This window comes from Croceicoccus hydrothermalis (assembly GCF_022378335.1).
Classification (GTDB): Bacteria; Pseudomonadota; Alphaproteobacteria; order Sphingomonadales; family Sphingomonadaceae; genus Croceicoccus; species Croceicoccus hydrothermalis.
In genome coordinates this window covers 246,363-260,142 of sequence record NZ_JAIQCI010000004.1, presented here as the reverse complement: position 1 = coordinate 260,142, position 13,780 = coordinate 246,363, and the positions used below count along the sequence as shown (strand labels likewise).

General features: G+C 65.9%; 14 protein-coding genes. 6 read left to right on the top strand and 8 right to left on the bottom strand.

Features of this window, described 5'->3' with window-relative positions:
* The first annotated feature begins 161 nt into the window (after window positions 1-161).
* Window positions 162-329, top strand: a complete 168-nt coding sequence (locus tag K4G67_RS05375) for a hypothetical protein (protein WP_239805347.1) — start codon at window positions 162-164, stop codon at window positions 327-329.
* A gap of 55 nt (window positions 330-384) precedes the next feature.
* On the opposite strand, the gene K4G67_RS05370 is transcribed toward K4G67_RS05375, so the two are convergent.
* Both K4G67_RS05370 and K4G67_RS05365 read right to left on the bottom strand, forming a co-directional pair.
* The gene (locus K4G67_RS05370; RefSeq protein ID WP_239805346.1) at window positions 385-1,464 is read right to left on the bottom strand and encodes an AI-2E family transporter; all 1,080 of its coding nucleotides are present in this window, start codon (window positions 1,462-1,464) and stop codon (window positions 385-387) included.
* A 134-nt stretch (window positions 1,465-1,598) separates the two neighbouring features.
* Window positions 1,599-3,392, bottom strand: a complete 1,794-nt coding sequence (locus K4G67_RS05365; protein ID WP_239805345.1) for a glycoside hydrolase family 15 protein — start codon at window positions 3,390-3,392, stop codon at window positions 1,599-1,601.
* Between the two features lie 303 nt (window positions 3,393-3,695).
* On the opposite strand from K4G67_RS05365, the gene rplM reads away from it, so the two are divergent.
* Together rplM and rpsI are read left to right on the top strand one after the other, a co-directional pair.
* Window positions 3,696-4,175, top strand: coding sequence for a 50S ribosomal protein L13 (gene rplM / locus K4G67_RS05360; protein ID WP_239805344.1), 480 nt, complete (start codon window positions 3,696-3,698; stop codon window positions 4,173-4,175).
* Window positions 4,175-4,699, top strand: coding sequence for a 30S ribosomal protein S9 (rpsI, locus tag K4G67_RS05355; RefSeq protein ID WP_239805343.1), 525 nt, complete (start codon window positions 4,175-4,177; stop codon window positions 4,697-4,699). Before rplM ends, rpsI begins: the two co-directional genes overlap by 1 nt.
* Before the next feature lie 93 nt (window positions 4,700-4,792).
* Here rpsI and K4G67_RS05350 read toward each other — a convergent pair whose 3' ends face one another.
* The 3 genes from K4G67_RS05350 to K4G67_RS05340 form a co-directional block, all read right to left on the bottom strand.
* Window positions 4,793-5,638 (bottom strand): metallophosphoesterase family protein, encoded by an 846-nt coding sequence (locus K4G67_RS05350; RefSeq protein ID WP_239805342.1) that lies wholly within the window; start codon window positions 5,636-5,638, stop codon window positions 4,793-4,795.
* A gap of 22 nt (window positions 5,639-5,660) precedes the next feature.
* Window positions 5,661-6,509, bottom strand: a complete 849-nt coding sequence (locus K4G67_RS05345) for a diacylglycerol/lipid kinase family protein (RefSeq protein ID WP_239805341.1) — start codon at window positions 6,507-6,509, stop codon at window positions 5,661-5,663.
* Window positions 6,510-6,582: 73 nt separating this feature from the next.
* A complete protein-coding gene (locus K4G67_RS05340) occupies window positions 6,583-6,849 on the bottom strand; it encodes a hypothetical protein (RefSeq protein ID WP_239805340.1) in 267 nt (88 codons plus the stop codon).
* A 270-nt stretch (window positions 6,850-7,119) separates the two neighbouring features.
* Here K4G67_RS05340 and K4G67_RS05335 point away from each other — a divergent pair, with 270 nt between their 5' ends.
* The gene (locus K4G67_RS05335) at window positions 7,120-7,464 is read left to right on the top strand and encodes a UrcA family protein (RefSeq protein ID WP_239805339.1); all 345 of its coding nucleotides are present in this window, start codon (window positions 7,120-7,122) and stop codon (window positions 7,462-7,464) included.
* Between the two features lie 124 nt (window positions 7,465-7,588).
* On the opposite strand, the gene K4G67_RS05330 is transcribed toward K4G67_RS05335, so the two are convergent.
* From K4G67_RS05330 to K4G67_RS05320, 3 genes are all read right to left on the bottom strand, one after another.
* Entirely contained in the window at window positions 7,589-8,413 is an 825-nt protein-coding gene (locus K4G67_RS05330; protein WP_239805338.1) for a LytR/AlgR family response regulator transcription factor, read from the bottom strand.
* Window positions 8,410-9,741, bottom strand: a complete 1,332-nt coding sequence (locus tag K4G67_RS05325; protein ID WP_239805337.1) for a sensor histidine kinase — start codon at window positions 9,739-9,741, stop codon at window positions 8,410-8,412. Before K4G67_RS05325 ends, K4G67_RS05330 begins: the two co-directional genes overlap by 4 nt.
* A 105-nt stretch (window positions 9,742-9,846) precedes the next feature.
* The gene (locus K4G67_RS05320; RefSeq protein ID WP_420829993.1) at window positions 9,847-11,364 is read right to left on the bottom strand and encodes a fumarate hydratase; all 1,518 of its coding nucleotides are present in this window, start codon (window positions 11,362-11,364) and stop codon (window positions 9,847-9,849) included.
* Between the two features lie 251 nt (window positions 11,365-11,615).
* Here K4G67_RS05320 and K4G67_RS05315 point away from each other — a divergent pair, with 251 nt between their 5' ends.
* Both K4G67_RS05315 and K4G67_RS05310 read left to right on the top strand, forming a co-directional pair.
* Window positions 11,616-12,281, top strand: a complete 666-nt coding sequence (locus tag K4G67_RS05315) for a protein-L-isoaspartate O-methyltransferase family protein (RefSeq protein WP_239805335.1) — start codon at window positions 11,616-11,618, stop codon at window positions 12,279-12,281.
* 2 nt (window positions 12,282-12,283) lie between these two features.
* A complete protein-coding gene (locus K4G67_RS05310) occupies window positions 12,284-13,777 on the top strand; it encodes a TolC family outer membrane protein (RefSeq protein ID WP_239805334.1) in 1,494 nt (497 codons plus the stop codon).
* Window positions 13,778-13,780 lie beyond the last annotated feature (3 nt).

Genomic DNA, 13,780 nt, shown 5'->3' with positions numbered 1-13,780 from the left:
TCCCCCGACATGTGCCCTTCGCGATAGCAGCGTGTGCCGCCCCGGTTCAATGCGCATCTTTTCCTCCGATGGTGGGACGTGATGCCCGCCCTGCCGCATGCGCCGGACCCATGCGGGCGCCCGCCGGTTGAACGGGTAACGACACGAATGGAGAGAGAACGATGAGCAAGGACGGCAACGAACCGAAGAACACCGTGGACAAGAGTCCCGCGCATCAGACCGGCGAGCAGAACGGCTCGGTCCAGCGCAGCGGCGATTTTCCCAAGGGTACCGACACCTCGCGCGGCGCCGAGGGCGACAACCGCCGGGGGAGCAACGGGGCGCGTTGAACGCTTGAGTTAACCGCAGTCCCGACGATGTAAGTCCGTGAAAGGCGGGTGCCGCTCAATCGAGCGCCATCCGCCTTTCGCGCATGATCGCCCAGCCGGACAGGAACAACCCGGCCAGAAGCGGACCAATGACGATCCCCGACAGGCCCATCGTCGCGATCCCGCCCAGCGTGCTGACGAGAACGAGCCAGTCGGGAATGCCCGTATCGCGGCCCACCAGGATCGGACGCAGCACATTGTCGGCAAGCCCGATGACCAGCACGCCCGATGCGATCACCACGAGCCCCTGCCAGATCGCACCGGTCGCCAGCAGCCAGATCGCCACCGGCACCCACACGATCGCCGGACCCAGCGCCGGCAGCAGCGAGAACAGCGCCATCAACAATCCGAACAGCAGCGCCGACGGCACCCCCACGATCCAGAAGGTAACGGCGCCCAGCGCCCCCTGAACCAGGCCGACGACGACGGACCCCTTGATCGTGGCGCGCACGATGGTGGTGAAACTGTCCATCAGGCGGCGCGCGATGGTGATGTCCATCGGCAGGGAATCACGGATGATCGGCACCATGTGCCGCCCGTCGCGCAGCAGGAAATAGGTGACGTAGAACCCGACCGCGAAAGTCAGCGCAAAGGAGAACGCGCTGCCCCCGATGCTGACGGCCTGGCTGGCGATGACACCGGCGCTTTGCCGCAGGAAATCGAGTACCTGATCCTGTATCGCCGCGAAATCGCCGTAGCCCGACTGGTCAATCATGGTCTGGACGCGGATGGGCAGGCTGTCGTGCAGGATGACGTAATAGTCCGAAATATCGACCGGATTTTCCAGCAGCGAGAAGTAAATCGCCGTCGCCTGCTCCACCACGATGGTGCCGATGGCGATGGCGGGCACCACGATCGCAAAGGTGATGACGAGCAGCGTCAGGATCGCGGCGCGGTTCTCCTTGCCCCCCAGATTGACGAGAATGCGGCGATAGAGCGGCTGAAACATGATGGCGGCCAGCATCGCCCACAGCACCGCCGACACGAACGGCCACGATACCCACACCATGGCAATGGTAACGAGCGCGAGAAAGACGATGAACCCGCCCCGTTCCACCCCGCGCCGATACGGACGTTTGGCATTGTCGTTGTTCATGTCGTGCAGCCTTCTTGCCGGCAGAATGTCCACCGGGACGCAATTCGCGGTCTTTCACCGGACCGCACCGCGCGTCAATGGCCTGCGTTGTGGAGGCCGCGGACGGGGCTGCCGCCAGCCTGCCAGACCAAGGCCTATCGCCCGTCCGTATGCCGGTCGAGCCCGCGGGCGGAATCGATCCGCGCCGCCAGCCCGAGCAGCGCGAGATGCGAGAGCGCCTGCGGAAAATTGCCGAGCTGGCGGTCGCCGCCGGTCTCCAGCTGTTCGGCAAGGAGGCCGAGATCGTTGGACCGCGCGCACAGCCGGTCGAGCATCGCACGCGCGTCATCCTCGCGCCCCTGAAGATAGAGCACGTCGCCGAGCCAGCAGCAGACCGCGACGAACGCACCCTCGCCGCAGGTCAGGCCGTCATCGGTATCGTCGGGATCGTAACGGCGCACGAGCCCGTTTTCGCAAAGCTCCGCCTCGATCCTGGCAACGGTCGCGATCATCTTGTCATCGCAGGCGTCGATGAACCCGACCGTCGGCAGGCGCAGCACCGCCGCGTCCAGTTCTGGCCGGTCGAACGCGCCGACAAAGCTGCCGCGCTCCGCGTTCCAGCCTTTCTCCATCACCAGCGCCTTCACCCTGTCGGCAAGGTCGCAATAATGCGCGGACAGTTCGGGATCGTCCTCGCGGAACCAGCATGCGGCACGGTCGAACGCGACCCAGCACATGACCTTGGAATAGGTGTGATGACGCAGTGGTCCCCGGCTTTCCCAGATGCCGGCGTCGGGCTCCTCCCACAAATCCTCGACCCGTGCGGTGAGCAGGCGCATGAGCTGGTCGCTCGTCTCGCCATCGGCGATGCCTTCCTGCTTCGCCTGATATAGCGCGTCGATCACCTCGCCATAGATGTCGAGCTGCAACTGCTCCACCGCGCCATTGCCGAAACGCACGGGCGTCGATTCCTCGAACCCGGGAAGCCAGGGCGCCTCCCATTCCAGCGTGCGGTGATCGCCGGTGACGGTATAGAACGGCTGCACGTCGATCGGGTCGCCGCCGACCGCACGGCGCAACCATTCGATCCACGCGCGTGCCTCCTTTCCGAACCCCATGCGGGTGAGCGCGAGCAGCGAAAGCGTCGCATCGCGCAGCCAGCAGAAGCGATAGTCCCAGTTCCGCTCCCCGCCGAGCCGTTCGGGAAGCGACGCGGTCGGCGCGGCGACGATACCGCCGGTGCGCCTGTGGATCATCGCCTTCAACGTGATGAGCGAGCGCACGACGATGTCGCGATGCCCGCCTTCGTAATCGAGATCGCCGATCCATTCGGCCCAGAACGCCTCGGTGTCGCGCAGGGCCTGGTCCGGGTCGACGCGGCAGGGCGCCTCCGCATGGCTTGGATACCAGCTCAGCACGAAGCGGCTTTTATCGCCCTTCTTCAACCGCCGATTGGTGCAGAAACGCCGGTCGGCAAATTCGATCGGATCGTCGAAGTCGAGTGCGACGCCGTCCGGCCCGCTGATCGCCAATGCGCGCGCGCCATCCTCCTGCCGCACGAGCGGATGGACCCGCCCGTAATCGAAACGCAGGGCCAGTTCGCTCTTCAGCTCGACCTCGCCATCGATGCATTCGACGATGCGGACGACATCGGGGGTGTCACCCCGCTCCGACATGAAATCGACGATGCGGATCGTGCCGGTGTCGCAGGTGAGATCGGTTTCAAGGATCAGGCTTTCGCCGCGATAGCGCCGGTCGGTGGCGGTGATCGGACCGTCGGGCATCATGCGCCAGCACCCGTTTTCATGATTCCCCAGAAGCGCGGTCAGGCACGCCTCCCCGTCGAAACGGGGGAAGCACAGCCATTCGATGGCCCCGTCGCGCCCGACCAGCGCCGCCGTCTCACCATCGCCGATCATCGCGTAATCGGCGATCCTGCGCTGGCTCATCGCGGTTTCCCGTCCGCCCGCCGCCGAGGATCGGGATGGCGGCGGGACACGGCGGATGGGCGCAAAGCAAGGATCATGCGAAGATAAAACCCCGGCACGCGCTTCGTTCCTCGGCGCCGGGGGCGAGGGCCGGTAGAGACGACCCGCGACAGGGCTGGCGATCACGGCGGTATTATTTTACCTCTCCGCAAACCCCCGCGTTCGCTTGACTTGCGACGGGGAAACCGCGAAAGCGCCCCCACTTCGCGCTCGGACTCGTTCCGGCGCGATTCTCGTATTATTCCAAACGAAGGAACTGAAGCCATGAAGGCGCTCAGCACCCAGACCCGGTCGATCAAGCCGGCCGAGGTCGAAAAGAAATGGCACATCATCGATGCGGACGGCCTCGTCGCCGGTCGCGTGGCGGTGATCATCGCCAATATCCTGCGCGGCAAGCACAAGCCGAGCTTTACCCCGCATGTCGATTGCGGCGACCACGTCATCGTGCTGAACGCGGGCAAGGTCCGCTTCACCGGCAAGAAGATGAACGACAAGGTCTACTACAAGCACACCGGCTATGCCGGCGGCATCAAGGAAACCACCCCGGCCAAGATCCTGGAAGGGCGTTTCCCCGAGCGCGTGCTCGAAAAGGCCGTGGAACGCATGATCCCGCGCGGCCCGCTCGGCCGTCAGCAGATGAAGGCGCTGCATCTCTACAACGGCACCGAACATCCCCACGATGGTCAGCAGCCCGAGGTGATCGACGTCGCCGCCCGCAATCGCAAGAACAAGGTTAGTGCGTAATGGCTGACAATGAAGTGAAAGACCTGTCCGATCTCAAGGATCTGACCCAAGGCACCGAGATCGCGGAAAACGAAACCGCCGCGCCGACCGCACCCGCCGCCCCGACCGCGCCGCTGCGCGAGCAGGAAATCGACGCGCAGGGCCGCGCCTACGCCACCGGCCGCCGCAAGGATGCGACCGCGCGCGTCTGGCTCAAGCCCGGCAGCGGCAAGATCACGGTCAACGGCCGCGATCAGGAAGTGTATTTCGCACGTCCCACCTTGCGTCTCGTCCTCAATCAGCCGTTCGGCGTGACCGAGCGTGAAGGTCAGTACGACGTCGTCGCCACGGTGAAGGGCGGCGGTCTTTCGGGTCAGGCCGGCGCGGTCAAGCACGGCATCGCGCAGGCCCTGTCGAAGTTCGAGCCCGCGCTGCGCAGCGCGGTCAAGGCCGAGGGTTTCCTCACCCGCGACAGCCGCGTCGTAGAACGCAAGAAGTACGGCCGCGCGAAGGCACGCCGCAGCTTCCAGTTCTCGAAGCGCTGATCGCTCGCGAGCCATCGCAAAAGAAAAGGGCCTGCCATTGCGGCGGGCCCTTTTTTCATGCGCGAACGACGCGCGTGGCGGATCGGCCGGGCATCAATGCACGGGCGGATCGACCTCGGGCACCGCATTGGCCGGGGCGACGGGTTCGCCCGGATCGCGCGGGGGCTTTGCATTTTCGGGAACGTCGCGGATCTGCATGTCGGGCGTGGCGATCCGCTCCAGATTGCGGACATTGACGGTGAGTTCGCCCCCTTCGTAGCGCAATTCGTTGAAGCTGGGCGGTGTCGAGCGCAGCCGCTGCGACAGCGTGCCCGCGCCGATCATGCGCACCGGCCCGGCGTCCGTATCCTGCACCAGATCGAACGCATCGTGCACATGGCCCGACAATACGGCGAGCACCCCGCGCTTCGCCAGTTCGCGCAGCGCATTGTCACCCCCATGGGTCAGCGCGGTGCCGCGCGTCCCCACCTCCACCAGCGGGTGGTGACAGGTGACAAGCGCGCGGGTACCCGCAGGCAGGCGGTCCAGCGCGGCGAGCGTTTCCTTCAATGCCGAATCGGTCACCCACCCCTTCGACCAGTTGAACCGCCATTGCGCCCGCGCAGCGGTCTTGAGCGGCACGATCGCCAGCCCCGCCAGATCGAGCTCCTTTTCCAGCAGGTTCTCGATCGCCCGAAACCGCCTGTAAGGGGTAAGGAACCGTTCGATCGGGTTGAAATAGGGCATGTCGTGGTTGCCGACCTCGACCGTGACGGGCACGTTGAGCGCGCTGATCCATTTGCACGCCGCGTCGAATTCGCGGTGTCGCGCCCGCATCGTCAGATCGCCGGTGATGGCGACCGCATCGGGGCGCTGGCTCTCGATCTCGTCGGCGACCCATCGCAGCGCGGCCACGTCCTCCAGCCCGAAATGAATATCGCTCAGATGAAATAGAAGCATGGTGTTCCCTGTCGGTGGCGTGTCACGCGCGCTCGCCCAATATGTCGAGTTCGAGCTGCCGATGCCAGAGCGTGACCGGGCTGTCCGCTTCGCAACGTTCGCCGTCCATCATCATCGCGATCGGCTCGCCGCCCTCGGTTTCGCAATCCAGCCTGTCGACGCAGGCGAGCGTTTCATGCGGTCCCTCGCGGAAATTGCGCGCGATGACGGCGGCCCCCTGCGCCAGGAAATCGGCCAGCGTTTCGGGACCGTACCCCTCCACCGCGAAATCGTCGGAGCGCGGGACCAGCCGCACACCCGAATAGCCCGCCGCCTTGCCCAGCGCCGGGCGTACCAGCCGGACCATCGGCCCGTTCACGCTCTGCCCCGCGGCGTCGAGCGTGTCCTCCACGAACTTGCCAATAGCGTGGCCGCGCATGTCCTCGCGCACATCGGCCCATTTCGCACCGGGGCCGAGCAGCATTTCCGAAAGCGCCAGCCCCGCGTCGCAGCACACGCAACCGATGCGGCGGCGGGACAGGTTGCCGGCGGTGAATTGCGCGACGATCCGTTCCAGATCCACGTTGCTATACAGCCTGTGGCACAGAAGATTGGCCGTTCCGCCCGGCAGGGGAAACAATTGCCCGTCCCACCCCTCGACATTGATGACCGCGCCGTTGATCGTGCCGTCGCCGCCATGCACCGCCAGCGTGCCGACGCCCGCTTCTTCGAGCGTGGCGCGATCGGGCATGCCGTCTGTCTGACAATCGAGAATCCGGTCCGGCCCCCGGCCGGAGAGGGAGAGCCGCTCGCGCAGCATTTCGATACGGTCCTGCTGATGGCTGCCACTGGTTCCGTTGACCAGAAGCCACAAAGGCATGTGCGAACTCATGCCTTCACAGCGCGGCATGGGCGGGCCGGTTCCCCCCTCGCCCGAATATATTGCGCGAGCGTGGCCGGATTGTTCACACCCGGCGCGTCACGATCAGCCAGACCGCCACCGCATTCACCGCGGTATAACCGGCATAGACCCATCCCGCCCAGGTCGCGCCCGTCCCCACCATCAGCATCGCGGCGAGCAGGACCGCAAACTCGCTGCCGAGCGCGATCCGCCCGCCCAGCTTGTGAACGAACCATGGCATCCGGCCCAATGCCGGATGCCCGCTTTCGAGCGCGGCCCGCTGCATGGCGAAATTGATCATGCCGAGGAGGAAGGGGAGGATAAGCGCCATCGCGGCCACAGCCTACGCCCATTAGGGCGATTCGCCCACCGCCGACACGCGCGGCCCGGCACCGCGCCGACCCCGCCCCAACCCCCGACATGTCGTTTGCCGATGCCGGTCGGTCGTTCGTCGGCCACGCTCGACGCCGGACGACGCGAATGCGCCGCTGGGCGAAGGCGGCGTGCGGCGCGGCGGGCGGCGGCATAGACCGGTCTTCGTCAACAGGCACTCGCTTCTTCCGACACCTTCGCGAGGCCGTAACGAGAAGGAACCGAAACCATGTTCGCACGCACTTTCAACAAGAAGATTGCCCCCGCCCTCGCCGCCGCCGTCCTGGCCGCGCCGATGATCGCAGCGCCCGCCCATGCCGAACCCTGGGTGCAGCGCGGCCCGGATGAGGGGGCCACGACCACGGTGCAGGTGAACGATCTCGACCTGTCGACCGAGGAGGGGCAGCGCACGCTCAAGAAGCGCGTGAAGGCCGCCGCCTATGACGTCTGCCTCTACACGGTGAGCGGCATGATCGCCACGCCGGATGAACAGTCGGCCTGTGTCCGCATCGCGCTTCAGCGCAGCGAGGGACAGATGGCCACCGCAATCAACAACGCCCGTTACGGCGGCTGAATGCCCCAAGCGTCAGTCGTCGGCTAGCGCCCGGACCGGACCAGTCCCCCGGTTCGGGCGCTTTCCCGTATCGAGGGGGCGGCGTCACCGTCCCTTCCGTGCTGCGCAGGGCGCCGAGCGGCTTTCAGCGGCCCGCCATCGCCTTGACCGCCTTCAAGTAGGTACGCCCGATCCGCACCGCGCTGTCGTCGGCGAGCTCTGCACACCATACGCCCAGCCCTTCGTGCCTCAGCCCGGTGATGAAATCGCGGCGCAACATGGTCGACCGATGCACCCGGATGAAATCGGAAGGCGAAAGCCTCTCCTCCAGCCCGGAAATGGTTTCGAGCAGGAGATAGCTCACCTCTCCCACATGCAGGCGGACATAATCGCGCTCCGCATCGATGCGCTGCACGTCGCTTGCGGCAATGCGCAGCAATTCGGAGCGATGCGGCACCCAGAATTCATCGATATGGGCCTCTCCCCCAACGGATCCGCCGCGGGCGCCGCCGCCCGGTTTGCCCGGCCTGTCGTCATTCTGACCGTCCCGACCCCGATCGGCCCCGCCGTCCCGGCGCGACAGGGCGCGCGTCACCGCCCGTTCCAGCCTGTCCGCCGCCACGGGTTTCAAAACGTAATCCACGGCGTCGAGGTCGAAAGCCTCCACCGCAAAGCTGTCGTGCGCGGTGACGAAGATCACCGCGGGTTGTGGCGCATCCAGGGTCGCGTCGCGGGTCGCACGGGCGATGTGGCGTGCCACCGAAAGCCCGTCGAGTTCGGGCATCGTCATGTCGAGCAGGACGAGATCGGGGCGCAACGCCTCGATCATGCGCAGGGCGGCGGCTCCGTCGGCGGCCGTTCCCACGATCCGCAGCGTTTCGATACGTGCGCAGATAACCTGCAACCGTTCGATGGCCAGCGGTTCGTCATCCACGATCAACGTCTGCAACATGCCTGCCTCTCCGCTCATCCCTCGGTCCGCCTGCTGCGTGCCGGGCCGACCCGTTCGAGCGGCATGCGGATCACCGTGCGCCAGCCTGCGCCGGTGCTCCCGCTGACGACGGTGGCGTTTTCACCGTAACGGATGCGCAGGCGATTGCGCACGTTGGACACGCCGATGCCGCACCCTTCGGCCTTTGCCCCGGTCAGCGCGTCACCCGGGCCATCGTCCGCGATGGTGAGGACGAGCCGGCCATATTCTTCCTCCGCCGATACGCGGATCGTGACCGGGCGGGTAAGCGGGGCAACCGCATATTTCACGCTGTTCTCGATTAACGGTTGCAGGATCATGCCCGGCACGCGCGCATCGCCAAGCGCGTCGGGCACATCGAATGCGGTGTGCAGCCGTTCGGGAAACCGCACCGATTCGATGCGGAGATAGGCGCGCTGCAATTCGATCTCCTCGGCCAGCGGGACGTCGCCCGACGGATCGCCCGACAGGCTCCGGCGGTAAAACGTGCTGATCGACTGGATCATGGTTTCGGCCTGTTGCGCGCGGCCCGTCATGACCAGCGCGGACAGCGAATTCAATGTGTTGAACAGGAAATGCGGGTTGACCTGATACCGGAGCGAGCGCAACTCCGCCGCCTTCGCCGCGCGGCGATATTCCCCCTCGCGCCGTTCGGCGGTGCGCGCGTTCTGCGCCTGCGTCAGCGCGATATAGAGCGCCGCCCACGCGATCAGGAGGAAATAACGGCCGAGCGCAATATCGGTAAGCTGCCGCCACATCATCTCCTCACGCGAAAGGCTGTCGATGGTGATGGTGCCGGAGTTCGCGCCATCGGGCACTGGCACCGCGGGCGGGGGCGGCGGGCTTTCGGGCGGGACGCTGGTATCGCCATCGGGCGGGGGTGGCGCCTCGGGAGGAGCGATGCCGGGTGGCGCGCGCAGGCCTGGCAGATCGACGAGCAGATTGCCCGCCTCGTCCCGGTGCATGCGCAGGCCCTGCTTTTCCGCCATGCGCGCATTCACCCGCATCTCGACATCGGCAAAAACGCGCTGATTGATGACGGCGAGGAGCAGTGCGGCCGGCAATGCCGCGAACAATGCGATGAACACGCGCAGCCCGATCCGCCGGTCATCGAACCCGCGCAGCACGAGCCAGAGCAGCATCGTCACCGCAATACTCGCCAGCGACACCGCCCCGCGCAGCGCCAGCAACTCACCCTGATACTCCAGTTCGAGCAGCCAGCCCCGCGCCGTGACGAGCGCGAAATAACACGCCCAGAGCCCCGCCATCGACAGAAGGACGGTGGAAAGCGGTACGCGGGAGGGCCCTATGGGTGCATCGTCATTCATACTGCGCAAGTGCTATCGTGCCCGCGCGCAATAGGCCAGCGCGCGCATGTCGTCCGTCGATGCCAGTGTGTCGCCCGTCGAACGGCGTCGCGGCGCCGCTCCGGCTCAACCCGCGGTGAGCAGCCCTTCCTTCGCGATTTTCTCCCGCCAGACCAGCGGGGCGAGCGTATGCACGTTCTTGCCCTCCGCATCGACGGCGACGGTGACCGGCATGTCCTCGACCCGGAATTCGTAGATCGCCTCCATGCCAAGATCCTCGAACCCGACGACCTTCGCATCCTTGATCGCCCGCGACACGAGATAGGCCGCACCGCCTGTCGCCATCAGATAGGCGACCTTGTGCTTGGCGATGACATCGACCGCGCCCTGACCGCGTTCGGCCTTGCCGATCATGGCGAGCAGGCCAAGGTCCAGCATCATGTCGGTGAACTTGTCCATGCGCGTCGCCGTGGTCGGGCCGGCGGGACCGACGACCTCGCCCATGACGGGATCGACCGGGCCAACATAATAGATCGCGCGGCCCTTGAACTCGACCGGCAGCTCCTCGCCGCGTTCCAGCATGTCATGGATGCGCTTGTGCGCCGCGTCGCGCCCGGTCAGCATGTGGCCCGACAAAAGCAGCCGGTCGCCATGCTTCCAGCTTTGCACCTCCTCGGCGGTCAGCGTGTCGAGATCGACACGGCGGGCCGAATCGTCCGGCTTCCAGCCAACCTTGGGCCATTCGTCGAGCCTGGGCGGGTCGATGAAGCTCGGCCCGCTGCCGTCGAGGGTGAAATGGGCGTGGCGCGTGGCGGCGCAATTGGGGATCATCGCGACCGGCTTGCCCGCGGCATGGCACGGCCAGTCGAGGATTTTCACGTCGAGCACGGTGGACAGCCCGCCCAGCCCCTGCGCCCCGATGCCGAGCGCGTTGACCTTGTCGAAAATCTCGATGCGCAGCTTCTCGATATCGTTCTGCGGACCCCGCTGTTTCAGCTGCCCCATGTCGATCGGATCCATCAACGATTGCTTCGCCAGCTTCACGCAATGTTCCGCCGTGCCGCCGATCCCGATGCCCAGCATGCCGGGCGGGCACCAGCCGGCGCCCATCTGCGGTATCATTTCGAGCACCCAGTCGACGATATTGTCGGACGGGTTCATCATCTTGAACTTCGACTTGTTCTCGCTGCCGCCGCCCTTTGCCGCGACATCGACCGACACCGTGTCGCCCGGCACCATTTCGACCGACAGCACGCACGGGGTGTTGTCCTTCGTATTGCGGCGGGTAAAGGCCGGATCGGCGAGGATCGAGGCGCGCAGCTTGTTTTCGGCATGGGTATAGGCGCGGCGAACGCCCTCATCCACGACCTCCTGCATGCTGCGGTCCGATGCCAGGCGGCAGTTCTGCCCCCATTTCACGAACACGTTGACGATGCCCGTATCCTGGCAGATCGGGCGGTGCCCTTCGGCGCACATGCGGCTGTTGGTGAGGATCTGCGCGATGGCGTCCTTGGCCGCGGGGTTCGCCTCTGCATCATGCGCCTCGCCGAGCGCCTTGATGTAATCCATCGGGTGATAGAAGCTGATGTATTGCAGCGCGTCGGCCACGCTCTCGATCAGGTCGGCTTCCTCGATTGTCACCATTTGCGCCATCGTCTTGTCCCCGTGATGCGGCGGCCTGCGCCCTTTGTCCGTGGCCGTTGCCCGCGTGCGTTGCCCGTGTTCTGGCGCCTCTACCCGCCCGTCCCGCGATTGCCAAGATGGCGCGCCATATCGGGTCTTTTACCCGCGCCCGCGATCGGGTAACGCCCGCGCCAATCGGGCGATTGCATGACTGTATTATTGTGCTAAGACAGTGCCCGAACCGGATCCTTTTGCGAAAGAAGAGAATCACCATGGCGACCGCCCCCGCCGACACCGTCACTCCCCAGGATTTCGCTCGCGCCCGCCGCGCCATGATCGACAGCCAGCTTCGCCCCAGCGGCATCACCGCCGACTGGCTGCTCGACGCGATGGGCACCATCCCGCGCGAGGATTACGTCACCGCCGACCTGCGCGCCGTCGCCTATATGGACCGGTCGCTGCCGCTGGGCGAAGGGCGCGCGATGTCGTCGCCGTTCGCACAGGCGCGATTGTTGCAGGAAGCCCGCCCGCGCGACGACGACCGCACGCTTCTGATCGCGGGGGGGACAGGATATCTCGCCGCGCTGCTCGGCCCGCGTGTCGCAACGCTCGACGTCGTGGAACCCGACGGCCGCCTGTCCGGCGCCTGTCCGCACAACGGGCGCGGAAACTGGCACAATGCTCCGCTCGAAAACGGGCTGCCGGATGGCGCGCCCTACGATCTCATCGTGATCGACGGCGCGGTGGAGGAGCTTCCCACAAGTTTCGCGAATCAGCTGGCCGACGAGGGGCGCATCGTCATGGGCACCGTGACCCGCGGCGTGACCCGTGTCGCGATCGGCCGCAAATCGGGCGGTGCCATCGCGATACAGCCGCTCGCCGAAATGGGCTTTCCGGTTCTCTCCGCCTTCGCGAAACCGAAAAGCTGGAGCTTCTAATCATGCATCGTGGCGCGATGGATTCGCCTCACCGGCCAGGCGCACGCCTGCTCGTCCGCGTCGCGGCATGCTCGGCCCTCACATTCGGCACGGCGGCACATGCCGATACGTTGCAGGAAGCGCTGGCGCAGGCTTATCGCTCGAACCCGACGGTCCAGGCCGCGCGGGCCGATTTGCGCGCCGTGGATGCCAATGTCGCGATCAACGAAGCGGACGAGCGTCCGAACGTCGCCCTTACCGGCACCTATATCGAGTATCTGCGGCAAAGCTCGAACCAGTTCACCGCACCCGATCGCCTGTTCAATGGCGGATTGGAACTGTCCGTCCCGATCTATCAGGGGGGCGCGGTGCGCAATGCGGTGCGCGCGGCGGAGGAACGGGTTTCGGCCGGGCGCGCCGATCTGCGCGGCACCGAAAGCGCGATCTTCAATCAGGTCGTCGGCGCCTATATGGACGTGATCCGGGATTCGGCCATCGTGCGGTTGAACCGGCAGAATGTCGATGCGCTGGGCGTGAACCTGCAATCGACCAGCGACCGGTTCGAAATCGGCATTTTGACGCGCACCGATGTCGCGCAATCAGGATCGCGGCTGGCCTTGGCGCAAAGCGATCTGCTGACCGCGCAATCGAACCTCATCGCGAGCCGCGAACGCTATATTCAGCTTGTCGGAGAGGCGCCAACCGATTTGCAACCGCCGCCGCCGCTTCCCAATCTTCCCGACAGCCCGCAGGCCGCGGTCGAGGTCGCCTTGCGCGAGAATCCCGACCTGCTCGCCGCGCGCGAACGCAGCCAGGCCGCGCAATACGATATCCGCGCGACCGGGGCGAGCCGCCTGCCCACGTTGGAAGTGTATACGAGCGGCGGGTATCAGAATTTCTTCGGAACGCTGGGCGGGGTGAATGACGGGGTCATCAGCCAGGCCGAAACCACGGCGCAGGCCGGTGCGCGCGTACGCGTTCCGATCTTTCAGGGCGGACGCCCCGCCGCGCTCGAACGTCAGGCGCAGGCCCGCGCCTCCTCTCAGCTTGAAAACGAGATCGCGATCGAACGGGACGTGATCGCGCAGGTGCGTGCCTCCTATGCCTCCTGGATCGCGGCGCGGCAGGTAATCGATGCGTCCCTCACCGCCGTCGATGCCGCGCAGCTCAGCCTTGAAGGGGTGCGCGCGGAAAACACCGTCGGCAACCGCACCGTGCTCGATATTCTTGATGCGGAGCGCGAGTTCCTCAATGCTCAGGTGCAGCTCGTGACCGCGCGGCGCAACGCCTATGTCGCGGGGTTCTCGCTGCTCGCCGCGATGGGGAAGGCGGAGGCGGAGGATCTCGCGCTCGACGTGGGTCCGCTCAACGATCCGATCGCGGGATACGATCGCGTCACCGGCAACTGGTGGGACTGGGCCCGCGATGACGATCCGGTCGCGCAATCGACCCGCACCGTTGACACGCCGGCACAAGACGCCAGAATCCCGGAACAGCCGGTACTCGGCCCGCAATAGCGG

Bases quoted from the DNA above. Each gene is read 5' to 3' on its own strand.
- K4G67_RS05340 (WP_239805340.1), bottom strand. From the start codon at position 6,849: ATGGCGCTTATCCTCCCCTTCCTCCTCGGCATGATCAATTTCGCCATG.
- K4G67_RS05330 (WP_239805338.1), bottom strand. From the start codon at position 8,413: ATGAGCGGAGAGGCAGGCATGTTGCAGACGTTGATCGTGGATGACGAA.
- K4G67_RS05315 (WP_239805335.1), top strand. From the start codon at position 11,616: ATGGCGACCGCCCCCGCCGACACCGTCACTCCCCAGGATTTCGCTCGC.
- rplM (WP_239805344.1), top strand. From the start codon at position 3,696: ATGAAGGCGCTCAGCACCCAGACCCGGTCGATCAAGCCGGCCGAGGTC.
- K4G67_RS05370 (WP_239805346.1), bottom strand. From the start codon at position 1,464: ATGAACAACGACAATGCCAAACGTCCGTATCGGCGCGGGGTGGAACGG.
- K4G67_RS05335 (WP_239805339.1), top strand. From the start codon at position 7,120: ATGTTCGCACGCACTTTCAACAAGAAGATTGCCCCCGCCCTCGCCGCC.
- K4G67_RS05320 (WP_420829993.1), bottom strand. From the start codon at position 11,364: ATGGTGACAATCGAGGAAGCCGACCTGATCGAGAGCGTGGCCGACGCG.
- K4G67_RS05345 (WP_239805341.1), bottom strand. From the start codon at position 6,509: ATGAGTTCGCACATGCCTTTGTGGCTTCTGGTCAACGGAACCAGTGGC.
- K4G67_RS05365 (WP_239805345.1), bottom strand. From the start codon at position 3,392: ATGAGCCAGCGCAGGATCGCCGATTACGCGATGATCGGCGATGGTGAG.
- rpsI (WP_239805343.1), top strand. From the start codon at position 4,175: ATGGCTGACAATGAAGTGAAAGACCTGTCCGATCTCAAGGATCTGACC.
- K4G67_RS05350 (WP_239805342.1), bottom strand. From the start codon at position 5,638: ATGCTTCTATTTCATCTGAGCGATATTCATTTCGGGCTGGAGGACGTG.
- K4G67_RS05310 (WP_239805334.1), top strand. From the start codon at position 12,284: ATGCATCGTGGCGCGATGGATTCGCCTCACCGGCCAGGCGCACGCCTG.
- K4G67_RS05325 (WP_239805337.1), bottom strand. From the start codon at position 9,741: ATGAATGACGATGCACCCATAGGGCCCTCCCGCGTACCGCTTTCCACC.
- K4G67_RS05375 (WP_239805347.1), top strand. From the start codon at position 162: ATGAGCAAGGACGGCAACGAACCGAAGAACACCGTGGACAAGAGTCCC.